Annotated in this window: 31 protein-coding genes; 2 read left to right on the top strand and 29 right to left on the bottom strand. The window is 68.0% G+C overall.

Features of this window, described 5'->3' with window-relative positions:
- Positions 1-116 precede the first annotated feature (116 nt).
- Positions 117-854 (bottom strand): hypothetical protein, encoded by a 738-nt coding sequence (locus tag ACFWB8_RS14610; protein ID WP_385225848.1) that lies wholly within the window; start codon positions 852-854, stop codon positions 117-119.
- A 262-nt stretch (positions 855-1,116) separates the two neighbouring features.
- On the opposite strand from ACFWB8_RS14610, the gene coaA reads away from it, so the two are divergent.
- Positions 1,117-2,151 carry a type I pantothenate kinase gene (gene coaA, locus ACFWB8_RS14605; protein ID WP_385225846.1) on the top strand — a complete coding sequence of 345 codons (1,035 nt, stop codon included), beginning with the start codon at positions 1,117-1,119 and terminating at the stop codon, positions 2,149-2,151.
- Positions 2,152-2,166: 15 nt separating this feature from the next.
- The gene (locus tag ACFWB8_RS14600) at positions 2,167-3,132 is read left to right on the top strand and encodes a DUF389 domain-containing protein (protein WP_385225844.1); all 966 of its coding nucleotides are present in this window, start codon (positions 2,167-2,169) and stop codon (positions 3,130-3,132) included.
- A 3-nt stretch (positions 3,133-3,135) separates the two neighbouring features.
- Here ACFWB8_RS14600 and ACFWB8_RS14595 read toward each other — a convergent pair whose 3' ends face one another.
- The 28 genes from ACFWB8_RS14595 to rplN form a co-directional block, all read right to left on the bottom strand.
- Positions 3,136-3,897, bottom strand: a complete 762-nt coding sequence (locus ACFWB8_RS14595; RefSeq protein WP_385225842.1) for a hypothetical protein — start codon at positions 3,895-3,897, stop codon at positions 3,136-3,138.
- Complete coding sequence (locus ACFWB8_RS14590; RefSeq protein ID WP_385225840.1) at positions 3,894-5,411, bottom strand: C2 family cysteine protease; 1,518 nt, start codon at positions 5,409-5,411, stop codon at positions 3,894-3,896. The genes ACFWB8_RS14595 and ACFWB8_RS14590 overlap by 4 nt, the downstream gene beginning before the upstream one ends.
- Positions 5,408-5,746: a hypothetical protein gene (locus tag ACFWB8_RS14585; RefSeq protein WP_385225838.1), complete on the bottom strand. Its 339-nt coding sequence runs from the start codon at positions 5,744-5,746 to the stop codon at positions 5,408-5,410. The genes ACFWB8_RS14590 and ACFWB8_RS14585 overlap by 4 nt, the downstream gene beginning before the upstream one ends.
- A 190-nt stretch (positions 5,747-5,936) precedes the next feature.
- Positions 5,937-7,295: a phosphoglucosamine mutase gene (gene glmM / locus ACFWB8_RS14580; protein ID WP_385225836.1), complete on the bottom strand. Its 1,359-nt coding sequence runs from the start codon at positions 7,293-7,295 to the stop codon at positions 5,937-5,939.
- Positions 7,296-7,430: 135 nt separating this feature from the next.
- A complete protein-coding gene (rpsI, locus tag ACFWB8_RS14575; RefSeq protein WP_326588501.1) occupies positions 7,431-7,952 on the bottom strand; it encodes a 30S ribosomal protein S9 in 522 nt (173 codons plus the stop codon).
- Between the two features lie 42 nt (positions 7,953-7,994).
- A complete protein-coding gene (gene rplM, locus ACFWB8_RS14570) occupies positions 7,995-8,438 on the bottom strand; it encodes a 50S ribosomal protein L13 (RefSeq protein ID WP_385225834.1) in 444 nt (147 codons plus the stop codon).
- 235 nt (positions 8,439-8,673) lie between these two features.
- The gene (locus ACFWB8_RS14565; protein ID WP_385225831.1) at positions 8,674-9,930 is read right to left on the bottom strand and encodes a glycosyltransferase family 87 protein; all 1,257 of its coding nucleotides are present in this window, start codon (positions 9,928-9,930) and stop codon (positions 8,674-8,676) included.
- Positions 9,931-9,997: 67 nt separating this feature from the next.
- The gene (locus tag ACFWB8_RS14560; RefSeq protein WP_385225829.1) at positions 9,998-11,617 is read right to left on the bottom strand and encodes an ABC-F family ATP-binding cassette domain-containing protein; all 1,620 of its coding nucleotides are present in this window, start codon (positions 11,615-11,617) and stop codon (positions 9,998-10,000) included.
- Positions 11,618-11,670: 53 nt separating this feature from the next.
- The gene (truA, locus tag ACFWB8_RS14555; protein ID WP_385225827.1) at positions 11,671-12,522 is read right to left on the bottom strand and encodes a tRNA pseudouridine(38-40) synthase TruA; all 852 of its coding nucleotides are present in this window, start codon (positions 12,520-12,522) and stop codon (positions 11,671-11,673) included.
- 103 nt (positions 12,523-12,625) lie between these two features.
- Complete coding sequence (gene rplQ / locus ACFWB8_RS14550; protein WP_215023458.1) at positions 12,626-13,090, bottom strand: 50S ribosomal protein L17; 465 nt, start codon at positions 13,088-13,090, stop codon at positions 12,626-12,628.
- Between the two features lie 139 nt (positions 13,091-13,229).
- Positions 13,230-14,252 (bottom strand): DNA-directed RNA polymerase subunit alpha, encoded by a 1,023-nt coding sequence (locus ACFWB8_RS14545; protein ID WP_008739666.1) that lies wholly within the window; start codon positions 14,250-14,252, stop codon positions 13,230-13,232.
- Between the two features lie 150 nt (positions 14,253-14,402).
- The gene (gene rpsK, locus ACFWB8_RS14540; protein WP_006376016.1) at positions 14,403-14,807 is read right to left on the bottom strand and encodes a 30S ribosomal protein S11; all 405 of its coding nucleotides are present in this window, start codon (positions 14,805-14,807) and stop codon (positions 14,403-14,405) included.
- A gap of 54 nt (positions 14,808-14,861) precedes the next feature.
- Positions 14,862-15,242, bottom strand: a complete 381-nt coding sequence (gene rpsM, locus ACFWB8_RS14535; RefSeq protein WP_008739674.1) for a 30S ribosomal protein S13 — start codon at positions 15,240-15,242, stop codon at positions 14,862-14,864.
- 200 nt (positions 15,243-15,442) lie between these two features.
- Positions 15,443-15,556: a 50S ribosomal protein L36 gene (rpmJ, locus tag ACFWB8_RS14530; protein WP_003956441.1), complete on the bottom strand. Its 114-nt coding sequence runs from the start codon at positions 15,554-15,556 to the stop codon at positions 15,443-15,445.
- A 71-nt stretch (positions 15,557-15,627) separates the two neighbouring features.
- Positions 15,628-15,849 (bottom strand): translation initiation factor IF-1, encoded by a 222-nt coding sequence (gene infA, locus ACFWB8_RS14525; RefSeq protein WP_003956442.1) that lies wholly within the window; start codon positions 15,847-15,849, stop codon positions 15,628-15,630.
- A 140-nt stretch (positions 15,850-15,989) separates the two neighbouring features.
- Entirely contained in the window at positions 15,990-16,841 is an 852-nt protein-coding gene (gene map / locus ACFWB8_RS14520) for a type I methionyl aminopeptidase (RefSeq protein WP_385225824.1), read from the bottom strand.
- Positions 16,842-16,961: 120 nt separating this feature from the next.
- Complete coding sequence (locus ACFWB8_RS14515; protein ID WP_385225822.1) at positions 16,962-17,609, bottom strand: adenylate kinase; 648 nt, start codon at positions 17,607-17,609, stop codon at positions 16,962-16,964.
- Positions 17,609-18,922, bottom strand: a complete 1,314-nt coding sequence (gene secY, locus ACFWB8_RS14510; RefSeq protein WP_385225820.1) for a preprotein translocase subunit SecY — start codon at positions 18,920-18,922, stop codon at positions 17,609-17,611. The genes ACFWB8_RS14515 and secY overlap by 1 nt, the downstream gene beginning before the upstream one ends.
- Before the next feature lie 187 nt (positions 18,923-19,109).
- Positions 19,110-19,565 (bottom strand): 50S ribosomal protein L15, encoded by a 456-nt coding sequence (gene rplO / locus ACFWB8_RS14505; RefSeq protein WP_053682613.1) that lies wholly within the window; start codon positions 19,563-19,565, stop codon positions 19,110-19,112.
- A gap of 1 nt (position 19,566) precedes the next feature.
- Entirely contained in the window at positions 19,567-19,749 is a 183-nt protein-coding gene (gene rpmD, locus ACFWB8_RS14500) for a 50S ribosomal protein L30 (RefSeq protein WP_053682614.1), read from the bottom strand.
- A complete protein-coding gene (rpsE, locus tag ACFWB8_RS14495; protein ID WP_053682615.1) occupies positions 19,749-20,351 on the bottom strand; it encodes a 30S ribosomal protein S5 in 603 nt (200 codons plus the stop codon). The genes rpmD and rpsE overlap by 1 nt, the downstream gene beginning before the upstream one ends.
- 45 nt (positions 20,352-20,396) lie before the next feature.
- Positions 20,397-20,780, bottom strand: coding sequence for a 50S ribosomal protein L18 (gene rplR / locus ACFWB8_RS14490; protein ID WP_030008471.1), 384 nt, complete (start codon positions 20,778-20,780; stop codon positions 20,397-20,399).
- A 2-nt stretch (positions 20,781-20,782) separates the two neighbouring features.
- Positions 20,783-21,322, bottom strand: coding sequence for a 50S ribosomal protein L6 (gene rplF / locus ACFWB8_RS14485; RefSeq protein ID WP_385225817.1), 540 nt, complete (start codon positions 21,320-21,322; stop codon positions 20,783-20,785).
- Between the two features lie 20 nt (positions 21,323-21,342).
- The gene (gene rpsH / locus ACFWB8_RS14480; protein ID WP_007265911.1) at positions 21,343-21,741 is read right to left on the bottom strand and encodes a 30S ribosomal protein S8; all 399 of its coding nucleotides are present in this window, start codon (positions 21,739-21,741) and stop codon (positions 21,343-21,345) included.
- A gap of 223 nt (positions 21,742-21,964) precedes the next feature.
- Positions 21,965-22,150 (bottom strand): type Z 30S ribosomal protein S14, encoded by a 186-nt coding sequence (locus tag ACFWB8_RS14475; RefSeq protein WP_003956452.1) that lies wholly within the window; start codon positions 22,148-22,150, stop codon positions 21,965-21,967.
- Between the two features lie 5 nt (positions 22,151-22,155).
- Positions 22,156-22,707 carry a 50S ribosomal protein L5 gene (gene rplE / locus ACFWB8_RS14470; protein WP_030008469.1) on the bottom strand — a complete coding sequence of 184 codons (552 nt, stop codon included), beginning with the start codon at positions 22,705-22,707 and terminating at the stop codon, positions 22,156-22,158.
- Positions 22,707-23,030 carry a 50S ribosomal protein L24 gene (gene rplX / locus ACFWB8_RS14465; protein ID WP_214946845.1) on the bottom strand — a complete coding sequence of 108 codons (324 nt, stop codon included), beginning with the start codon at positions 23,028-23,030 and terminating at the stop codon, positions 22,707-22,709. Before rplX ends, rplE begins: the two co-directional genes overlap by 1 nt.
- A gap of 2 nt (positions 23,031-23,032) precedes the next feature.
- Complete coding sequence (rplN, locus tag ACFWB8_RS14460; RefSeq protein ID WP_008739701.1) at positions 23,033-23,401, bottom strand: 50S ribosomal protein L14; 369 nt, start codon at positions 23,399-23,401, stop codon at positions 23,033-23,035.
- Between the last annotated feature and the right edge of the window lie 41 nt (positions 23,402-23,442).

The raw sequence follows: 23,442 nt of genomic DNA, 5'->3' as shown, positions 1-23,442 counted from the left end.
CAGCGTACGCCGTGGTTGGCGCTCTGCCCCGTACCTGAACCAGACGAAAACCCCGCCCCGGCGAATGCGCCGGAGCGGGGTGGACGCGTGCTCGAACGCCCGAGCGGGCCGGGGCTTCAGCCGAGCTTCTTGGCCTGGATCTCGACGATGGCCTTCGGCTGCTCGGCGGTGCCGCTCGGGCTCACGGCCGAGAAGGTGGCGAGGACGTTGCCCTTGCGGACGACCACGAGCTCCATGCCGGCCGTCTCGCCGTCCACGTCGCCCAGCTCGGTGTAGGCGAGCGCCTCGTCGCCGGCGGTAACGGGGGTGCCCGGGACCACCTTGGTGATCTTGAGCGAGTCGCCGCCCTGGCTGCCCGTGTAACCGCCGGAGCAGGCCGTGGCCGCGGCCTTGATGGCGGCGAAGGCCTCCTCGGCGCCCTTGCCCTCGTACGAGGCGAGAGCGACGGAGGTGACGGTGGCGCCCAGGACCTCGTCCACGGACTTCGGCTTGGCGACCGCCTTGGTGCCGGCCTTGCCCACGGCGGCGCCGACCGGGGCCGTGGACTGCGCCTTGGCGAGCGGCAGGCACTCGGGCTTGTCGGAGCCGGCACTGGCCGCCGCCGCGAGTTCGGCCGGGGTGGCCGCCTTGACGCCGTGGGTCGGCAGCTCGGCCTGCGTCACGAGGAGCGCGGCCAGCTCGGCGTCCGTCTTGGCCTTCGCGGCGGACGCGGCCGACGTCGCCGGGGCGGAGGGAGCCGGCCTGGCGCCGTCCACGTTCTTGTCGGACGCGCCCGAGCCGCAGGCCGTGGCGAGCAGCGCCAGGGACACCGCGGAGGCGGTCAGGACGGTACGGCGGACGAGTGCGGTACGCACGATGATTCCCCCCACAGGAAAACGATCGATGAAAGAAGCGCGGCGGCATGGACGAGCCGCGGTGATCATCAATGTACGGCCCGCTGGAACCATGGGATCCGGATTATCTGCACGCACCACGCATCGTGATCGCCACGAGACCCCGGCGGCCCCCGATCGAGACCGCCCCGCGCACAACCCACCCGCCGCGGGACATACGGGCACTTCCCCACGTGACCGACCACACCACCCACAACCGGCCGCGACCCCCGACAATGGCGGTGTGATCACTTCGCCGCCACGAAGCACGTCGGACAGCGCAACGGAGCGCACCGACCGGGCCGGGCGCCCGGCCCACCGCAAGGCCGACGCCTCCCCCTACGTCGACCTCACCCGCGCCGAGTGGAGCGCCCTGCGCGAGCGGACGCCGCTGCCACTGACCGCCGACGAGGTCGAGCGGCTGCGCGGCCTCGGCGACGTCATCGACCTCGACGAGGTCCGCGACGTCTACCTGCCGCTCTCCCGCCTCCTCAACCTCTACGTCGGCGCCACCAGCAACCTCCGCGGCACCCTGAACACCTTCCTCGGCGACGCCGGCAACGGCCACGGCGCTCAGCAGGGCACCCCGTTCGTCATAGGGGTCGCCGGTTCCGTCGCCGTCGGCAAGTCCACCGTGGCCCGTCTGCTCCAGGCCCTCCTCGCCCGCTGGCCCGAGCACCCGCGCGTCGAGCTGGTGACCACCGACGGCTTCCTCTACCCGATGAAGGAGCTCCAGCGGCGCGGGCTCACCTCCCGCAAGGGCTTCCCGGAGTCCTACGACCGCCGCGCGCTCACCCGGTTCGTCGCCGACATCAAGGCCGGCAAGGACGAGGTCACGGCCCCCGTGTACTCGCACCTGATCTACGACATCGTCCCCGGCGAGCAGCTCGTCGTACGACGCCCGGACATCCTGATCGTCGAGGGCCTCAACGTCCTGCAGCCGGCCATGCCCGGCAAGGACGGCCGTACCCGCGTCGGCCTCGCCGACTACTTCGACTTCAGCGTGTACGTGGACGCACGCCCCGAGGACATCGAGCGCTGGTACCTCAACCGGTTCCGGAAGCTGCGCGAGACGGCGTTCCAGAATCCTTTCTCCTACTTCCGCAAGTACACCCAGGTCTCCGAGGAGGAGGCCCTGGAGTACGCGCAGACGATGTGGCGGACCATCAACAAGCCCAACCTCCTGGAGAACGTCGCCCCCACCCGAGGCCGCGCCACGCTCGTCGTGCGCAAGGGGCCGGACCACAAGGTGCAGAAACTGAGCCTGCGCAAGCTCTAGCCGTAAGGTGCGGCCATGCTGCACCTGCGGATCATCACGCCAACCGACCTCACGGAGGCCGTGCTGTCGGTCATCGCGGACACCGTGGGCACCACCCACCTGGTCGTGCTGCCCGGAGCCGCCCGTGACCCGCGGGGCGACGTCGTCATGTGCGACGTCGCGCGCGAGGCCGGGGACGAGCTGCTGCACGCGCTGCGGGCCCTGCACGTCGACAGGGACGGCTCGATCGCCGTGGACGACATCGCCCTCTCGCTGTCGAAGCGTGCCGACGAGGCCGAGGAGGAGGCTCCGGGCGAGGGTGCCGACGCCGTGTTGTGGGAGCAGCTGCGCGAGGCGACCCACGAGGAGTCCACGCTCACCATCACCTACGTCGCGTTCATGATCCTCGCGACGATGATCGCGGCCTGTGGTGTGGTCCTGGACAACGCGATCCTGATCGTGGGCGCCATGGCGGTCGGCCCGGAGTTCGGCCCGCTGGCCGGCATCTGCACCGCTCTGGCGCAGCGCGCCCCGAAGCCCGCCGCGCGCTCCCTGCTGGCGCTGCTGATCGGCTTCGCCTCGGCGATCGTCGCCACCACGGTGTTCAGCCTGGGCATGGACGGGCTCGGCCTGTTCGACCGGGGGATGCTGGAGAACCCCCGGCCGAACACCAGCTTCATCTGGCAGCCGGACCCGTTCTCGTTCGTCGTGGCCCTGCTGGCGGGTGTGGCCGGGGTGCTCTCCCTGACCTCGGCGAAGTCCGGGGCGCTGGTGGGCGTGGCCATCTCGGTGACCACCGTCCCGGCCGCCGCCAATGCCGCGGTGGCCCTCAGTTACGGCGAATTCGCCCAGATGTGGGGCTCCGCGGAACAGCTGCTGCTGAACCTGTTCGGGATCACGCTGGCGGGCGTACTGACCCTGCTCGGCCAGAAGATGCTCTGGCGAACCCAGCGCGGCCGCTGGACCCGTACCCCGAAGGCCCCGAAGGCCCCGAAGGCCTGAGGCTCAGCCGCCGGCGGGGCCGATGAGCTGCAGGTCCACCCAGCCGGAGTCCGGGTTGCTGCCGGCCGGGTTGCCGTCGCCGGCGTCGATCGCGGACACCTTCCAGAGCCGGCCAGCGAACTCCAGGGTGTCGCCGGGCCTCGCGTCGCTGTACGAGGCGTCCCCGCCGTCCCGGCTCGCGATGCTGATGTCGGCGCGCGGACCCGGGTTGATCTCCGTGACCACGGCGCTGTACTGCCCGCCGTACTCGTTGTTCGGGACGTGCCAGCGCAGGCGGAAGCGCCCGTCGACCAGGGACGGCCAGGTGGCCTCGGAGGCGGGCTTCGGCGCTTCGGTCACGTTCTTCTGGTCCTTCGGCGTGAGTACGACCCGGTAGGTGCAGATCTGCGAGACGGTGTACGCGGCGCCGCCCACGGTCAGGGACCCGCCCGGCGTCACGGGCCAGGTCTCGGTCCCGGCCTGCGCCGTACCCGTGCCCGTGCCGTTCGTCAGCACGGCGGTACGGGACGCGCCGTCCGCCCGCGCCTCCTTGTACAGCACCGGACCGGCGCCGCCGGGCAGCTGGACGGTGCCGCCGCGCAGTACGTGGATCCCCTTCGCGGCCGAGTCGCCGGCGCACTGCGGTCCCTGGTCGGCGGGCGGTGCGGGGCGTGCGGTGGACGGACTCGGCGATGGCGAGGCCGGCTCGGCCTTCGTCGCGGAGGGGCCGCAGGCCGCGGCGAGCAGGACGCAGCCGACGGCCGCGGTGAGTCGTACGGTCTTCACTTGGGCACCTTCAGAGCCTGCGGATTGCTGAAGAACTTCTTGTAGTCCTCGGGTGAGGCCACGATGTCCTTGTTGGGAGGGCCCCACGGGTTGCCCAGCACGATGTTCCCGTTCTCGAAGCCCTTGACGAAGTACACGTGCCGGGTGGAGAAGGTCGGGCCCCACTTCTGCTGGCCCTCCTTCTTGACGTCGTCCCCGTTGCCCGTGCTGACGATCACCGGGCGTCCCGACTCGAAGTTCTCGCGTACCGAAGCGACGTCGTTGTCGATGCCCTCGGAGTCGTGGCCGGTGATGTAGGGCGGGGCTTTCTCGTTGAAGTCCCACTCGACGGCGCCGTAGGAACCCTGTTCCTTGTGGTCGTAGCGCTTGTCGCCGACGTGCCCGTTGGGCGCACCGCCGTCGTCGCCCCCGTAGACGAGGGCGAAGGCCTTCTCGTAATACGCCGGCCACGTGGCGCCCTTGGCGTGGGCGGTCATGGGATTGCCGTTCTCGTCCAGCGGCAGGTCGGGGGTGACGGTGACCCAGCGCTGGTTTCCGTCCTTGTCCCAGATGCGGACGTTGACGGTGCCGTTGGGGTTCTCTTTGATCCCGTCCCGGATGAACTGGGGGTTGACCTGGGCCGTCGAGGTGAGCGACGCGATGTACCAGCAGTCGGCGAACCGCCCCTGGTTGATGTCGGCGGCCGTGATCTCCCTGCCGTCGGAGCCAGGCGCGAAGAGGGGGTCGCCGGGGACGCCCCAGTGCATTCCTTTGGCCTCTGCGCCGGACTGCGAGTTCCGGCCGTCCAGGAAGGCGTCCGTCGTGTCGAATCCCGGCTGCATCCCGGGGAACGCGGCCTGCGCCTTCGCCCAGTGCGCGGGCCCCAACTTGGCGAGGATGAGGCTGAGGTGGTCACGGCGCTCGCCCGCGGGCAGGCCGTTCTCGTCCCACCACTTCCAGCCGCTGTCGCCCGTGTCGTTCATCAGGCCGTTGTAGCGCCCCAGGTCGGCCTCGGGGACGCGGTCGAAGAAGGCGTCGATTTCGGCGGCGGTCATCCCCTCCAGCATGCTCTTGACCTTCTCCAGGTCGTCGCGGTTGCCGTTGGTGCCGAAGTCCTTGCCGTCGAGCTCCTTGATCTTCTTCAGCGCGTCGCTGATGTGCTTCTCGTTGGGGGCGACTTCGTCGGCGAAGAGGAGGGGGGTGTCGACGGCGTATCCGTGCTCGATGAGGATCTTGCACTCGTCGAGCTGCTTGCTGCGCCGTTCCATGGAGCCGGCCATGTCGCCGAGCTCGTTGTCGAGCACCGCGGGCATCGAGCTGGGCCCGCCGAAGAACGACGGCATCACGAAGAGCTCGCCGACCAGCGGTTGGAGCAACGGGTCGGTGGTGGCCGGCTTGCCGTTCATCAGCTGGGCCGCCTCGGTGAGTACGCCGGCCAGGTCCCGGTGCATGCCGCGGGCGTCGGTCCCCAGTTTGCGCAGGCTGGACGCGAGGGCGCGTATCTCGGCGGTGTCGAAGCCGCGGAACTCGCTCAATTGCCCGGCCCCGTCGTCTGCTTGGCCGCGGCCGTCTTGGCCTGCTCGTCGAGGCGGCCCGCTTCGGTGTCCCAGCGGCCGGCGTCGTGCATGAGGGCGGACGCCATCTGGTTGAGCGTGCCCCGGCGGCTGACGATCCGCGCCGTGGACTGCGTGGCGAACGGACCTCGCCAGACCGGCGGATCGGCCTGCTGGGCCTTCTTGGCAGCGGCGTCGAGATGCGGGCCGAGCGCCTTGGCGATCGCACGCGCCCTGCGGGCGCAGGCCCTGAGGTCGTCCGCCCGCTTCTTCAGCTGCTCCGGCGTCTCCCCCGCCGGCTCGTCCGGTCGCACCACTGCGCATCCCCCTTGCCCACCGACCGTATTTACGGCCTGGTGAGGCTATCAGCCCGACCATCCGTTCGAAGATCGACGGGGTCATCACCCCTTCGCCGGGCGGGAACTGACGGGACGACAACGGCCCCGCCGTCCCGGATGTCCGGGGCGACGGGGCCGTGGGCAGGTGCCGTGGGGCAGGTGCCGTGGCCTAGCCGAGCGCCGCCTTCACGACGTCCGCGAGGCGCCCCGCCACCGCGCGGGCCTGCTCGATGTCGGCGGCCTCCACCATCACCCGAACGAGCGGCTCCGTACCGGACGAACGGAGCAGCACCCGTCCGGTGCTGCCGAGCTCGCGCTCCGCGTCGACGACCGCCGCGGCCAGCTCGGCCGAGGTCCCGACCCGGGACTTGTCCACGTCGGGGACGTTGATCAGCACCTGCGGCAGCCGCCGCATGACCCCGGCCAGCTCCGCCAGCGACTTGCCGGTGGCCGCGACCCGTGCCGCCAGCAGCAGGCCGGTCAGCGTGCCGTCACCGGTGGTCGCGTGATCGAGGATGATCACGTGGCCGGACTGCTCGCCGCCCAGCGCGTAGCCGTTCTCCTTCATCGACTCCAGCACGTAGCGGTCGCCGACTCCGGTCTGCACGACGTGGATGCCCTCGGCCTCCATCGCCAGCTTGAAGCCCAGGTTCGACATCACGGTGCCGACCACGGTGTTCTCGCGCAGCTGCCCGGCCTCGCGCATGGCCAGGGCCAGCACCGCGAGGATCTGGTCGCCGTCGACCTCGGCGCCGGTGGCGTCCACGGCCAGGCAGCGGTCGGCGTCGCCGTCGTGCGCGATGCCGAAGTCGGCGCCGTGCTCGACCACGGCCGCCTTGAGCAGCCCGAGGTGGGTGGAACCGCAGCCGTCGTTGATGTTGAGGCCGTCCGGCTCGGCGCCGATCGTGATGACCTCGGCTCCGGCCCGGGCGAAGGCCTCCGGGGAGACGAAGGCTGCCGCGCCGTGCGCCTCGTCCAGGACGACCTTCAGGCCGTCGAAGCGGTTGGGGAGGACCCCGATGAGGTGGGCGACGTACTTGTCGAAGCCCTCGGTGTAGTCGGAGACCCGGCCGACGCCGGAGCCGGTGGGCCGGTCCCAGGGAGCGCCGGTGCGGTGCTCCTCGTAGACGGCCTCGATCCGGTCCTCCAGCTCGTCGGCGAGCTTGTGGCCGCCGCGCGCGAAGAACTTGATGCCGTTGTCGGGCATGGCGTTGTGGCTGGCCGAGAGCATCACGCCGAGGTCGGCGCCCAGCGCACCGGTGAGATACGCCACCGCCGGGGTGGGCAGCACACCGACGCGCAGGACGTCCACGCCCGCGCTCGCGAGGCCCGCGACGACCGCGGCCTCGAGGAACTCGCCGGAGGCCCGGGGATCACGGCCGACCACCGCGGTCGCGCGGTGGCCCGCGAAGGTTCCCGCCTCGGCCAGTACGTGTGCGGCCGCCACGGAGAGGCCGAGCGCGAGCTCAGCCGTCAGATCCGCGTTGGCGACGCCTCGTACACCGTCCGTCCCGAAGAGTCGTCCCACTGTTGTCCTCCCGAGTTCACACTTCGCTTGTGACCGCTTGTGACAGTAATTTGCCGCTTGTGGCGGTAAACGAACCGCCCCGGCAGCACGGAGAGTGCTGCCGGGGCGGTTTCGTTGCAGAACAGCAGGCGCAGATTAACGCTTGCTGTACTGCGGAGCCTTACGGGCCTTCTTGAGACCGGCCTTCTTGCGCTCGACCGCACGGTCGTCGCGGGAGAGGAAGCCGGCCTTCTTCAGCGCCGGGCGGTTGTTGTCCACGTCCGCCTCGTTCAGCGCACGGGCCACACCGAGGCGCAGGGCGCCGGCCTGGCCGGAGACGCCGCCACCCGAGATGCGGGCGATGACGTCGTAGCGGTTGTCCAGCTCAAGGAGCTTGAACGGCTCGTTGACTTCCTGCTGGTGCACCTTGTTGGGGAAGTAGTCCTCAAGGGTGCGACCGTTGATCTTCCACTTGCCGGTGCCCGGAACGATCCGGACGCGGGCGATGGCGTTCTTGCGACGGCCCAGGCCGGCGGCCGGCTGGGGGTCGCCGAAGCGACCGGCAAGGGACTCGGAGGTGTAGTCGCCCTCGACGACAACCTCGGACTCGCTGGTGTACTCCTCGACGTTGCCCTCGAACTCGTCGACGGGGGTCGTCTCGGCGGTGGTCTCGGCCACGATGCTCCTCAGAATTTTCTACGTCTTAGGGGGTGGCCGGAACTACTGCGCGACCTGGGTGATCTCGAACGGCACCGGCTGCTGGGCAGCGTGGGGGTGCGTGTCGCCCGAGTAGACCTTCAGCTTCGAGAGCATCTGACGGCCCAGGGTGTTCTTGGGGAGCATGCCCTTGATGGCCTTCTCGACGGCCTTCTCCGGGTTGTTCGCCAGGAGGTCGTCGTAACGGACCGAGCGGAGACCACCCGGGTAACCGGAGTGGCGGTACGCCATCTTCTGGGTCGCCTTGTTGCCGGACAGGTGAACCTTGTCGGCGTTGACGATGATGACGAAGTCGCCCATGTCCATGTGGGGGGCGTAAGTCGGCTTGTGCTTGCCCCGCAGGAGGGCAGCGGCCTGGGTCGCCAGACGGCCGAGGACAACGTCCTGAGCGTCGATGACGAGCCACTGGCGCGAGATGTCGCCGGGCTTGGGGCTGAACGTACGCACGCGTATGCCTTCGCTTCTTCAGTGGTGGGTCATCCCCGGGGGGTGAGCCCGAAGGGACGGGTCCTGACATGGGTCACCACGGACGATCACGACAGCCCTGGTTCACATCGGGGACGCAACCCGTGTGTACCGCTGGTCATCGGCCCGGTGGACCGGCGTAAGGCCAATTCACGTGAGAATGAGCAAGCCAATACGCATAACGAACCAGCAGGATACCCGTGAAGACCTGGAAGGGTCAAAACGCGGTCCGCGATGCCGCCTCGACTGGCTTCGCGGTGCACTCCGGATCGGTCCTGGGTGGGGACCCCGCAGTTCGTACGACTTCCAGCGTAACCCGGCTCGGCCGCAAACACCGCCGCGCCAGCAGCCCGGCCAGCGCGCACAGGGTCACCATGTCCCTGAATGCCCGCCGCTTGGCCGCCAATTCCGAAGGCCACGGAATCCCCGCCATCTGAGGCACCACGGCAGCCCAGAACCAGGGCGAGCGCGGCATCGAGCCCGCCCGCACCCCCGACGCCAGCAGCAGCGGAAGCACCACCAGCAGGTAGTGGTCGAAGGACGGCCGCGACACCAGGAATGCGGCGAGCATCACCATGCAGGCCGTCTCGACGAGCCTCAGCTCGCCCCCGTCCGTGTCCGCCTCGCCGCGCCGCCACCGCTGCCAGGCTCCCCACAGCCCGACCGCGGCCCCGCCGAAGGCGAGCAGCACCGCCACCGGCGCCGCCAGCCCGAGCCGGGGCAGCACCGCGATCGGCGAGGCGTCCCAGGGCAGGGCGTACGCGTCCTGTCCCTGGAGCAGGAACGGCAGGGTCTTGGTGAAGAACAGCGTCGGGCTCGGCATTATCAGCGCGCCGGCCAGCGAGATCCCCACCGGCACCAGCACCGCCGCGCCCAGCCCCCGCCACTGCCGCGCCAGGACGAACAGCACCGCGATCGGCACCAGCATCGGCTTGCAGGCGATGGCCAGCCCCACCACCAGCCCGGCCGCCACCCAGTGCCGCCGGTGCGCCAGCAGCAGCGCGACCGGCAGCGCGGCCGCCGAAATGGCCGTCCAGTTCCCGATCAGCACCAGGTTCAGATACGGCTTGTAGAGCAGCGCGAACAGTGCGAAGCCGCCCACCGCGAAGCGTGAGCGCAGCGGCACCGAGAAGAGCTTCAGCGAGGCCCACCAGCCGATGCCCACGAGCCCGGTCATCCCCAGCGGGAGCACCCACCGCAACAGGGTCGTCGGCAGCAGCGCTTCCGGGATCGCCATGATCACGGCGCTGGGGAGGTAGAGGAAGCGCTTGTCGTCGTACGGGGAGACGCCCGCCAGCAGCGAGTCCGCGGCCTTCACGACGAAGGCGTTGTCCGAGCCCCAGTTGGCCCGCAGGCTCGTGGAGACGGCGATGGCGAGGAGGACGGCGAGGGACACCGCCCGCCACGAGCGGGGCGCCGGCCGGAGCAGCCAGTCCACCAGCCTGTTCCCCGAGGACGGGCGGTCCCACTTCATGAGCCAGATGCTAGGCCGCAGCCCCACAACGCCTCCCCCTCGCTCCGCTCGCCGGGGGCGGTCTCCCCTAGCGCTTGCGTTCGACCCTACGTTCGTCCCAGACGGGTTCCTGAGTCTCCCGCACAACACCGTCCGAACCGAAGACCAGGTAACGGTCAAATGTGCGCGCGAACCAGCGATCGTGCGTGACGCACAGCACAGTGCCGTCGTAGGCCTCCAGGCCGTCCTGCAGCGCCTCCGCCGATTCCAGGTCGAGGTTGTCCGTCGGCTCGTCCAGCAGCAGCGCCGTGGTCCCGGCCAGCTCCAGCAGCAGGATCTGGAAACGCGCCTGCTGACCGCCCGAGAGCTTGTCGAACGGCAGGTCGCCCTGACGCTCCAGCTCGTACCGGCGCAGCACGCCCATGGCCGCTCCGAGCGGCTTGGCGGCCTCCGTCCACAGGATGTCGACGAGCGTGCGCCCGAACAGCTCGGGGTGCGCGTGCGTCTGCGCGAAATGGCCGGGAACCACCCGGGCGCCCAGCTTCCAGGTGCCGGTGTGCTTGACGTCCTCGCCCGCCATCAGCCGCAGGAAGTGCGACTTGCCGGAGCCGTTCGAGCCCAGCACCGCGACCCGCTCCCCGTAGAAGACCTCCAGGGAGAAGGGCTTCATCAGGCCCGTGAGCTCCAGGTTCTCCACGGTCAGCGCGCGCACGCCGGTACGCCCGCCCTTGAGCCGCATCCGGATGTCCTGCTCGCGCGGCGGCTCCGGCGGCGGACCGGCCTCCTCGAACTTCTGGAAGCGGGTCTGCATCGCCTTGTAGCGCGAGGCCATGTCGGGGCTGGACGCCGCCTGGTTGCGCAGCCGCAGCACCAGGGCCTTCAGGCGGGCGTGCTCCTCGTCCCAGCGCCGCTTGAGCTCCTCGAAGCGGGCGAAGCGCTCCTTGCGGGCGTCGTGGTAGGTCCCGAAGCCCGCGCCGTGCACCCACACGTCCGTGCCCATCGGGCTCGGCTCCAGGCTGATGATCTTCTCGGCGGCCGTGGACAGCAGCTCCCGGTCGTGCGACACGAACAGCACGGTCTTGCGGGTCGCCTTCAGCTGCTCCTCCAGCCACCGCTTGCCCGGGACGTCGAGGTAGTTGTCCGGCTCGTCGAGCAGCAGCACCTCGTCCGGCCCGCGCAGCAGCGCCTCCAGGACCAGCCGCTTCTGCTCACCGCCCGACAGCGTGCGCACCTCGCGGAACTGCGCGCTGTCGTACGGGATGGCCAGCGCGGCCATCGTGCAGACGTCCCACAGGGTCTCCGCCTCGTAGCCCTGTACGTCGGCCCAGTCGCTGAGCGCCTGCGCGTACGCCATCTGCGCGGCCTCGTCGTCGACCGTGAGGATCAGCTGCTCGGCGTGGTCCACGGCCTTCGCGGCCTCCCGGATCCGCGGCTGGGCGACCGAGACCAGCAGGTCCCGTACGGTCGTCTCGTCCCGGACCGAGCCCACGAACTGCGACATCACGCCCAGCCCGCCACTGACGGTGACCCCGCCGCCGTGCGGCTGGAGGTCGCCGGAGATCAGCTTCAGCAGGGTGGTCTTGCCGGCCCCGTTCGCCCCCACCAGGGCGACCACCGACCCCTCCCCCACCCGGAAGGAGACGTCGGGGAGCAGAACCCGCCCGTCGGGAAGGTAGTACTCCAGGTGGCTGGCTTCGAGATGTCCCATGCGGGGCATTGTCCAGGTCCGGCCGCGATCCGCCCAAACGGATTAGCCGCGGTTCAGCAGCAGCCCGCGCCCGGCAGCGTGCGCAGGTTCCGGGCCTCCTTGCTGCGGGCGGCCAGCAGCTCGTCGGCCGGGTAGCCGACCTCCTCCAGGGTCAGCCCGTGCGGCTTGACCACGTGCACCGAGGAGTCCCGTACGCCCGCGGCCAGCACCTTCCCGGGCCAGTCGGTCGGCCGGTGGCCGTCGCCGACGTGCAGCAGGGCGCCGACCAGCGAGCGGACCATGTTGTGGCAGAAGGCGTCGGCACGGACGGTCGCGGTGACGATCCCGTCCTCGGCGCGCTCCCAGCTGAGCTGCTGGAGCGTACGGATGGTCGTGGCGCCCTCGCGCTTCTTGCAGTACGCGGCGAAGTCGTGCTCGCCGAGCAGGGCCGCGGCCGCCTCGTTCATGGCGTCGACGTCGAGCGGCCACTGGTGCCACAGGACGTGACCGCGGCGCAGCGGGTCCACCCCGGCCTGGTGGTCGCCGACGCGGTAGGCGTAGCGGCGCCAGATGGCGGAGAAGCGCGCGTTGAAGCCCTCGGGGGCCTCGGCGGCCCTCCACACCCGTACGTCGTGCGGCAGCCGCCCCGCGAGGCGGCGCAGCAGCTTGTCGTGGTGCTCGGCCCACACCTCCTCGGCCAGGTCGAACTGTGCGACCTGCCCGCGCGCGTGCACGCCGGCGTCGGTGCGCCCGGCGACGGTCAGCTCGACCGGGTCCGGCAGCCGCATCACGGTCTGCAGGGCCGACTCCAGCTCGCCCTGCACGGTCCGCAGCACGCGCTGCTTCGCCCAGCCGGAGAAGTCCTTGCCGTCGTAGCTCAGGTCCAGCCGCACCCGGACGTGCCCGGGCTCCACCTCGTCACTCACGTGACCGATCCTCTCAGCTGCGTCTTTCCGACGAACGGCAAACGGGCCCGCCCCGGAGAGGGGCGGGCCCGTTCAGAGCCGTTCAGCGTGATCCCGGAGGGGATCAGGCCTCCTTGGTCTCCTCGGCGGCGGGAGCCTCGGCGGCCTCCGCCTCCTTCACGGCGCGCTTGGTGGCGGCCTCGGCCTCACCAGTGGCCTGCTGGGCGACCGTAAGGGCCTCGACCAGCTCGATCACGGCCATCGGGGCGTTGTCGCCACGACGGTTGCCGATCTTGGTGATGCGCGTGTAACCACCGGGGCGGTTCTCGTAGCGCGGGGCGATCTCGGTGAACAGCGTGTGCACGATGCTCTTGTCCGTGATCGTCTGCAGCACCAGGCGACGGTTGTGGATGTCGCCCTTCTTTGCCTTGGTGACCAGACGCTCGGCGTAGGGACGCAGGCGACGGGCCTTGGCCTCGGTCGTGGTGATGCGGCCGTGCTCGAAGAGCGCCTTCGCGAGGTTCGCGAGGAGGTGCTTCTCGTGCGCGGCGCTGCCGCCCAGACGGGCACCCTTTGCGGGACGCGGCATGGTGTTACTCCTTCATATCTGCACCGGCCGTGTCAGGTACCGGTGTCAGTTCCCCCGAGGCGGATGCCGCGGGAAAGATCAAAACCAAGCCCGGCCGGCGATTGGGGCCAAGGACCTCAACCGCCGGCGGCGGGATGGATCAGTACTGCTCGGTCTCGACGAAACCGGCGTCCGCGTCGTCGTCGGCGCCGAAGGCGTCGGCGGCGGCGGTCGGGTCGAATCCGGGCGGGCTGTCCTTGAGGGCCAGGCCCATGCCGGCCAGCTTCGCCTTGACCTCGTCGATCGACTTCGCACCGAAGTTGCGGATGTCGAGCAGGTCGGCCTCGGAACGCGCCACGAGCTCACCCACGGAGTGGATGCCCTCGCGCTTGAGGCAGTTGTACGAGCGGACCGTGAGCTCGAGCTCCTCGATCGGCAGCGCCAGGTCGGCGGCCAGGGCGGCGTCCGTGGGGGACGGGCCCATGTCGATGCCCTCGGCGTCGATGTTGAGCTCGCGCGCCAGACCGAACAGCTCGACCAGGGTCTTGCCGGCGGACGCCATGGCGTCACGCGGGCGCATGGCCTGCTTGGTCTCGACGTCGACGATCAGCTTGTCGAAGTCGGTGCGCTGCTCGACTCGGGTCGCCTCGACCTTGTAGGTGACCTTGAGGACCGGGCTGTAGATGGAGTCGATCGGGATGCGACCGATCTCCTGGCCCAGCTGCTTGTTCTGGACGGCGGAGACGTAGCCGCGACCGCGCTCGACGGTCAGCTCCATCTCCAGCTTGCCCTTGCCGTTGAGCGTGGCGAGGACCAGGTCCGGGTTGTGCACCTCGACACCGGCCGGGGGCGCGATGTCGGCAGCGGTGACCAGGCCGGGACCCTGCTTGCGCAGGTACATCACGACCGGCTCGTCGTGCTCCGAGGAGACGACCAGCTGCTTGATGTTGAGGATGATGTCGGTGACGTCTTCCTTGACGCCCGGCACGGTGGTGAACTCGTGCAGGACGCCGTCCACGCGGATGCTGGTGACAGCGGCACCCGGGATCGAGGACAGGAGCGTACGGCGCAGGGAGTTGCCGAGGGTGTAGCCGAAGCCCGGCTCCAGCGGCTCGATCACGAACCGCGAGCGGTACTCGTCGACGACCTCTTCGGTCAGCGAAGGACGCTGAGCGATAAGCATGTCTGTGTTCCTTCATTCGTGGACGCCCACTATTTGACGCCCGACGGGATGCCGTACCGGAGTACGGCTACTGCAAGGGTACGGGCGGCACGGCCCCCGAAGGGGTCGTACCGCCCGGACACTCAAAGACGCACAGGTGCGTCCGCTGCGTCAGACGCGGCGGCGCTTCGGCGGGCGGCAGCCGTTGTGCGGGGTGGGGGTGACGTCCTGGATCGAGCCGACCTCGAGGCCGGTGGCCTGGAGGGAGCGGATCGCGGTCTCGCGGCCGGAGCCCGGACCCTTGACGAAGACGTCAACCTTGCGCATGCCGTGCTCCTGCGCGCGACGGGCGGCCGACTCGGCGGCCATCTGCGCGGCGAAGGGGGTGGACTTGCGCGAGCCCTTGAAGCCGACGTGGCCGGCGGAGGCCCAGGAGATCACGTTGCCCGCGGGGTCCGTGATCGAAACGATGGTGTTGTTGAACGTGCTCTTGATGTGGGCGTGCCCATGAGCGACGTTCTTCTTTTCCTTGCGGCGCACCTTCTTGGCAGCGCCCTGACGACCCTTGGGGGGCATCTAAATCTCCTACGGGAGGTGGTCGGTCCTACAGCGCAAGACCGCTGAACAGGACTACTTCTTGCCCGGCTTCTTCTTACCGGCGATCGCGCGACGCGGGCCCTTGCGGGTACGCGCGTTCGTGCTGGTGCGCTGACCGTGCACCGGCAGGCCACGACGGTGGCGGATGCCCTGGTAGCACTGGATCTCGACCTTGCGACGGATGTCGGCCTGGATCTCGCGGCGGAGGTCACCCTCGGTGCGGAGGTTGGCGTCCACGTACTCGCGGATCTTGACGAGGTCCTCTTCGGCCAGGTCACGAACGCGGGTGTCGGGGTTCACACCGGTGGCCGCAAGGATTTCCTTGGACCGGGTGCGACCGACACCGAAGACGTAGGTAAGTGCGATCTCCACACGCTTTTCGCGCGGGATGTCAACACCGGAAACGCGTGCCATTCAATGGCTCCTGTGTGTTCGGGGGTCTTCCGCAGAACCGAACCCCGGCCGCCGACCACGCCTGATGGGTGGTGGTACGTCCGGGTCCCCGGCCCCCGCCGGAGGTGCCGCCGGCCCTGGTCAGGGCTGGGCGGGTTCTGCGTATGTACGTTTTCTTACGTCGCGCGAAGAACTGCGTAGTGCAGGTCGGTCGGCGTGCGTCAGCCCTGGCGCTGCTTGTGGCGCAGGTTGTCGCAGATGACCATGACCCGACCGTGACGGCGGATCACCTTGCACTTGTCGCAGATCTTCTTGACGCTCGGCTTGACCTTCATGTTGGTGAGGTTCTCCGGGTCAGTGCCACCACCCGCCGGGACAAGACGCCCAGACGGAGTGAAGACAAGATCTACTTGTATCGGTAGACGATCCGGCCACGCGTCAGGTCGTACGGGGAGAGCTCCACGACAACCCGGTCATCGGGCAGGATGCGGATGTAGTGCATGCGCATCTTGCCACTGATGTGCGCGAGGACTTTGTGACCGTTCTGAAGTTCCACCTTGAACATCGCGTTCGGGAGGGACTCGATCACGGTGCCCTCGATTTCGATGGCACCTTGCTTCTTGGCCACGCTTCGCCTTTCGAATCGGCTACCTTGATCAGCTCCCCGCTTCGCATGAGGACATGCGGGTGCAAAGGAGCCGACGAGTCAGTCTACGACAGGGCACCCAGAAAGACGAATCCGGAAAGTGTGCCCCAGAGACTAGATCATTAAGCTAGAGGGTCGGGAGCCGTGGTGACTCCGTACTCCGCCAGCTTCGCCTTGCCGCAGTCCGGACTGGTCAGGACGATCGGCCCGGCCTCCGTCAGCGCGATGGAGTGCTCCCAGTGCGAGGACCAGGTGCCGTCCGTCGTGATGACCGTCCAGTCGTCCGCCAGGACCTCGGTCTGTGCCGTGCCCAGGGAGACCATCGGCTCGATCGCCAGGCAGATGCCCGGGACGAGCTTGATCCCCTTGCCCCGCTTGCGCGAGACGTAGTTCAGCAGGTGGGGGTCCATGTGCATCTCGGACCCGATGCCGTGACCGCCGTAGTCCTCGATGATCCCGAACTTGCCGAGGCTGTGCTCACCGGTGGTCGGCCTCGGCTGGCGCTTGATGTACGTCTCGATCGCCTTCGAGATGTCCACGAGGCGGTTGCCGAGCTTCATGGCGGCGATGCCGGCCCACATGGACTCCTCGGTCACCCGGGAGAGCTCCACGAGCTCAGGCGCGTGCCCGGTGCCCACGAAGGCGGTGTACGCGGCGTCGCCGTGCCAGCCGTCGACGATCGCACCGGCGTCGATCGAGATGATGTCGCCGTCCTTGAGGACCGTCTTGTCGTCGGGGATGCCGTGGACGACGACCTCGTTCACCGAAGTGCAGATGGTGGCGGGGAAGCCGCCGTAGCCGAGGAAGTTCGACTTGGCTCCGGCGTCCGCGATGACCTTGCGGGCCACCATGTCCAGATCGCGCGTCGTGGCACCCGGAACGGCCGCCTCACGGGTCGCCGCGTGGATCGCCGCGACGACCAGCCCCGCCTCACGCATCTTCGCGATCTGCTCGGGGGTCTTGAGCTGCACCATGCCGTGCCTTCCACCTTCGGAACTGGGTCTTCTGGGTCTTCTGGGTCTTCTGGGTCGTATCAACAGTACGGCCGCGGCGCCCGAAGGACACCGCGGCCGAACTTTCACAGCAAGGGAGAACTACTTCTTGAGGGCGTCCATCGCACGCTGCGTGACTTCCGCGACCTCACCCAGGGCCGGGATCGTCGACACGAGGCCCTGGGCCTTGTAGTAGTCGATGATCGGCTCGGTCTGCGTGTGGTAGACGTCCAGCCGGTTGCGGACCGCGTCCTCGGACTGGTCCTCACGCACGTACAGCTCGCCGCCGCAGATGTCGCAGACACCCTCGACCTTCGGCGGGTGGTACGCGACGTGGAAGACGTGCGCGCCGTCATTGCGGCACGTACGCCGGCCGGCGAGGCGCTTGACGACCTCGTCCTCCTCGACCTCCAGGTCCAGGACGGCGTCGAGCTTCATGCTCGCGGCCTGGAGCATCACGTCGAGGGCCTCGGCCTGCGAGACGTTGCGCGGGAAGCCGTCGAGCAGGAAGCCGTTCACGGCGTCCGGCTGCTCCATGCGGTCCTTGGCCATGCCGATGGTGATCTCGTCGGGGACGAGGTCACCGGCATCCATGAACGCCTTCGCCCGGCGGCCCAGCTCGGTGCCCTGGCTGATGTTGGCCCGGAACAGGTCGCCCGTGGAGATGTGCGGGATCGACAGGGTCTTGGCAAGGACAGTCGCCTGCGTTCCCTTGCCCGCACCGGGCGGTCCGACGAGGACGATTCGCATCAGCGGAGGAACCCTTCGTAATTACGCTGCTGGAGCTGGCTCTCGATCTGCTTCACGGTTTCCAGACCCACACCCACGATGATCAGGATGCTCGTCCCGCCGAACGGGAAGTTCTGGTTCGCTCCGAAGCCTGCCAACGCCATCGTCGGCACAAGAGCGATGAGACCCAGGTACAGCGACCCCGGCCAGGTGATCCGGTTGAGTACGTAGCTCAGGTACTCGGCCGTGGGTCGACCGGCGCGGATACCCGGGATGAACCCACCATACTTCTTCATGTTGTCTGCAACTTCCTCGGGGTTGAAGGAAATCGCCACGTAGAAGAACGCGAAGAAGACGATCAGGAGGAAGTAGGCCGCGATGTAGTACGGGTGGTCGCCCTTGACGAAGTGCTTCTGGATCCAGGTGGCCCAGCCGGCCTGCGAACCGCTGAACTGAACGATCAGCGCCGGGATGTACAGCAGCGACGAGGCGAAGATGACCGGGATCACACCGGCCTGGTTCACCTTGAGCGGGATGTAGGTGGACGTACCGCCGTAGGCACGGCGGCCGATCATGCGCTTCGCGTACTGGACCGGGATCCGGCGCTGCGCCTGCTCGACGAAGACCACCAGGGCGACCATCGCGAGGCCGACGAGGATGACCACGCCGAACTCGACCCAGCCGTCGGCGATCTTGCCCTGGAGCTTGATGGTCCACAGGGCGCCGACGAAGCCGGCGGCGATCGAGATGAACATCAGGATCGACATGCCGTTGCCGATGCCGCGGTCGGTGATGAGCTCACCGAGCCACATGACGACGCAGGTACCGGCGGTCATGGTGAGGACCATGACGACCATGGTGAAGATCGAACGGTCGGGGACGATCTGAGTGGCGGCCGGGCAGCCCTGGAAGAGTGCACCGCTCTTGGCCGTGGCGACGAGGCCGGTGCCCTGCAGGATCGCGAGGGCGACCGTCAGATAGCGGGTGTACTGAGTGATCTTCGCCGTGCCGGACTGACCCTCTTTTTTGAGGTTCTCCAGCTTCGGGATGACCACGGTCAGCAGCTGCAGGATGATGCTCGCCGTGATGTACGGCATGATGCCGAGCGCGAAGATCGTGATCTGCAGCAGCGCACCGCCGCTGAACATGTTGACGAGACCGAAGAGGCTGTTGCTGCTCCCGGCCTGGTCGACACAGATCTGAACGTTCTTGTAGCTCACGCCGGGTACGGGGATGTGAGACCCCAGCCGGAACAGCATGATGATGCCGAGCGTGAAGAGCAGCTTCTTGCGCAGGTCGGGCGTCTTGAACGCCCGGGCGAACGCGGTGAGCACGGTGCCTCCTGCGACCCCCGCGCTACTGCGTCAGAGGTGACGGTCTGAGGGATCGACGTATACGACAAAGCTAAAGGTGCAGGCCACCTTACCGGCGATACTGCCCCCCGTGGAACGACCAACCGGGGATGCCCCAAATGTGAGGCATCCCCGGTCGGGTTTCAGCTATTTAATCACTGAGTTCGTCTTAGACGAGCTCGGTGACAGTGCCGCCTGCGGCAGCAATCTTCTCCTTGGCGGAGCCGGAAACGGCGTCAACCGAAACCTGCAGCGCCACGGAGATCTCGCCCTGGCCCAGGACCTTGACGAGGCTGTTCTTGCGAACCGCGCCCTTGGCGACCAGGTCGGCCACCGTGACCTCTCCACCCTCGGGGTAGAGCGCGCCGAGCTTGTCCAGGTTCACGACCTGGAACTCGGTGCGGAACGGGTTCTTGAAGCCCTTGAGCTTCGGCAGACGCATGTGGAGGGGCATCTGCCCGCCCTCGAAGCGCTGCGGGATCTGGTAACGGGCCTTCTGGCCCTTCGTACCACGACCGGCCGTCTTACCCTTCGACGCCTCACCACGACCGACACGGGTCTTCGCGGTCTTGGCGCCGGGGGCGGGACGGAGGTTGTGGGCCTTCAGCGGGCTGTTCTCAGCCATGTTAGTCAACCTCCTCAACCGTCACGAGGTGGCGGACGGTCTGCACCATTCCGCGGAACTCGGGGCGGTCCTCCTTGACGACCACGTCGTTCAGGCGCTTGAGCCCGAGCGAACGCAGAGTGTCGCGGTGGTTCTGCTTGCTGCCGATGTACGACTTCGTCTGCGTGATCTTGAGGCGAGCCATTACGCACCCGCCCCAGCACGTGCACGAAGCAGAGCCGCGGGGGCGACGTCCTCGAGGGGCAGACCACGGCGAGCCGCGATCTCCTCGGGACGCTGCAGGCCCTTGAGGGCCGCCACGGTCGCGTGCACGATGTTGATCGCGTTCGAAGAGCCGAGCGACTTCGACAGGATGTCGTGAACGCCGGCGCACTCCAGAACGGCGCGCACCGGGCCACCGGCGATAACACCGGTACCGGGGGAAGCCGGCTTCAGGAGCACGACGCCCGCGGCACGCTCACCCGTGATCGGGTGAGGGATGGTGCCCTGGATGCGCGGAACCTTGAAGAAGTTCTTCTTGGCTTCCTCGACACCCTTGGCGATGGCCGCGGGAACTTCCTTGGCCTTGCCGTAACCGACACCTACGGTGCCGTCACCGTCGCCCACCACGACCAGCGCGGTGAAGCTGAAGCGGCGACCACCCTTGACAACCTTGGCGACGCGGTTGATCGCGACAACGCGCTCAACGTAAGCGGTCTTCTCGGCGGCAGGGCCGCCGTCGCGACCCTTCCGGTCCCGCCGCTCGCCGCCACCGGCACCGCTTCCGCGGCGCTGGGGTCCAGCCATTGGATTACCTCTCTCTGTTACGTCCGTGAGTCCCGGAACCGGGGCTTAGAACTTCAGCCCGGCTTCGCGGGCGGCGTCAGCCAGAGCGGCAATGCGCCCGGCGTATCGGTTGCCACCGCGGTCGAACACGACGGTCTCGACACCCGCAGCCTTGGCACGCTCGGCGACGAGCGCGCCGACAGCCTGGGCCTGCGAGCTCTTGTCGCCTTCGCCACCACGGATCGAAGCGTCCAGGGTCGACGCCGACGCCAGGGTGTGACCCTGGAGGTCGTCGATGACCTGAGCAACGATGTTGCGGTTGGAACGCGTCACGACGAGGCGCGGACGCTCCGCCGTACCCGAGACGTTCTTGCGGATGCGGATGTGGCGGCGAGCCTTGGCTGCACGCTTGTACGCGTCGCCCTTGGCGATCTTCACACCGTATGCCATGGCTACTTACCAGCCTTTCCGACCTTGCGGCGGATGACTTCGCCGGCGTACTTGACACCCTTGGCCTTGTACGGGTCGGGCTTCCGCAGCTTGCGGATGTTGGCGGCGACCTCGCCGACCTTCTGCTTGTCGATGCCCTCGACCGAGAACTTGGTGGGCGACTCGACCTTGAAGGAGATGCCCTCGGGCGCCTCGATCAGGATCGGGTGGCTGTAACCAAGCTGGAACTCCAGGTTGGAGCCCTTCGCGGCGACGCGGTAACCGACACCGCTGATCTCGAGAGCCTTGACGTATCCCGTGGTCACACCGGTGATCATGTTCGCCACCAGCGTGCGGGACAGGCCGTGCAGGGCCTTGTTCTGACGCTCGTCGTTCGGGCGGATGACGTTCAGAACGCCTTCCTCACCCTTGACGATCTCGATCGGCGCCTTGACGGTGTGCGACAGGGAACCCTTGGGGCCCTTCACAGCGACCGTCTGGCCGTCGATGGTGACGTCCACACCGGCGGGAACCTGGATGGGGAGCTTGCCGATTCGCGACATTGCTTTTCCTCCGTTCCCGACTACCAGACGTAGGCGAGGACTTCCCCACCTACGCCCTTCTTGCCTGCCTGCTGGCCGGTCAGGAGACCGTGGGACGTGGAGATGATCGCCACGCCCAGGCCGCCGAGGACCTTCGGCAGGTTGGTGGACTTTGCGTACACGCGCAGACCGGGCTTCGAGATCCGCTTGATGCCCGCGATGGAGCGCTCACGGTTCGGCCCGAACTTCAGCTCGAGGACGAGGTTCTTGCCGACCTCGGCGTCCTCGACCTTCCAGCCGGTGATGAAACCCTCTTGCTTGAGGATCTCCGCGATGTGCGACTTGATCTTGCTGTGCGGCATCACGACAGTGTCGTGGTACGCCGAGTTAGCGTTACGCAGACGGGTCAGCATGTCTGCGATCGGGTCAGTCATGGTCATGAAGTGGCCTTCGGCCTCTCTCGCCGGGGTTTCCTGTATGCGCCATCCCTCTCCCCACTCAGTGGCGGGACGGGTGCGGTGCGGGGACCTACGGCGTAGTAAGTCGTTATGGGCGGCGGACGCCCAACCACACAAGCCTAAGGCATGCGCGGCCGGGCATCCGCCGACCAGATGCTTACCGAGAGTGCCTGGTAGCTCCCAAGTCCTTGCGGACGAGGGGGATTTACCAGGAGCTCTTGGTCACGCCCGGCAGCTCGCCACGGTGAGCCATCTCACGAAGGCAGACGCGGCACAGGCCGAACTTGCGGTACACGGAGTGGGGGCGACCGCAGCGCTGGCAGCGGGTGTACGCACGTACACCGAACTTGGGCTTGCGGGCAGCCTTCGCGATGAGAGCCTTCTTCGCCATCTCGCTTACGCCTCCTTGAAGGGGAAGCCGAGGTGACGAAGGAGCGCGCGGCCCTCAGCGTCGTTGGTCGCCGTGGTGACCACGGTGATGTCCATACCCCGGGTACGGTCGATCTTGTCCTGGTCGATCTCGTGGAACATGACCTGCTCCGTGAGACCGAAGGTGTAGTTGCCACGGCCGTCGAACTGCTTCGGCGACAGACCACGGAAGTCGCGGATACGCGGAAGCGCGAGCGACAGCGTACGGTCCAGGAACTCCCACATGCGGTCACCACGGAGGGTGACGTGGCAGCCGATCGGCTGACCCTCGCGCAGCTTGAACTGCGCGATGGACTTGCGGGCCTTCGTGACGGCCGGCTTCTGACCGGTGATCGTCGTCAGGTCCTTGATGGCGCCGTCGATCAGCTTGGAGTCGCGGGCGGCGTCGCCCACACCCATGTTGACCACGATCTTCACGAGGCCGGGGATCTGCATGACGTTCTCGTAGGAGAACTCCTCACGCAGCTTGCCCGCGATGTCCTCGCGGTACTTCGTCTTGAGACGCGGAGTGGTAGCCATCAGATGTCCTCACCCGTCCGCTTGGCAACGCGGATCTTGTTGCCCTCGTCATCGAAGCGGAAACCGACGCGGGTAACGACCTTCTGGCCGTCCTTCTCCACAACCAGCTGAACGTTGCTGACGTGGATCGGCGCCTCGACGATCACGATGCCACCGGTCTGCGAACCACCAGCGGTCTGACCGGCCTTGGTGTGCTTCTTGACCCGGTTGACACCCTCGACGAGGACACGGTTCTCAGTAGGGATGGCCATGATGACCTTGCCCTGCTTGCCCTTGTCCTTACCGGTGATGACCTGAACCAGGTCGCCCTTCTTGATCTTCATGCTTACAGCACCTCCGGCGCGAGCGAGATGATCTTCATGAACTTCTTCTCGCGCAGCTCACGGCCCACCGGGCCGAAGATACGGGTGCCGCGAGGGTCGCCGTCGTTCTTCAGAATGACGGCGGCGTTCTCGTCAAAGCGGATGTACGAGCCGTCCTGGCGGCGACGCTCCTTGACGGTGCGAACGATGACCGCCTTGACGACGTCACCCTTCTTCACGTTGCCACCGGGGATCGCATCCTTGACGGTGGCGACGATGACGTCACCGATGCCCGCGTAGCGGCGACCGGAACCACCGAGAACACGGATGCAAAGGATTTCCTTGGCACCAGTGTTGTCGGCGATACGCAGTCGCGACTCCTGCTGGATCACGTGTATCTCCTGTTTGTCTGCCGGTTCCCGGCGGGGGCCTC

Origin of the sequence: Streptomyces sp. NPDC060031 (assembly GCF_042736805.1) — a bacterium.
In the GTDB taxonomy this organism is placed as follows: Bacteria; Actinomycetota; Actinomycetes; order Streptomycetales; family Streptomycetaceae; genus Streptomyces.
The sequence above is the reverse complement of the archived record's forward strand: the minus strand, read 5'-3'. Positions and strand labels throughout refer to the sequence as shown.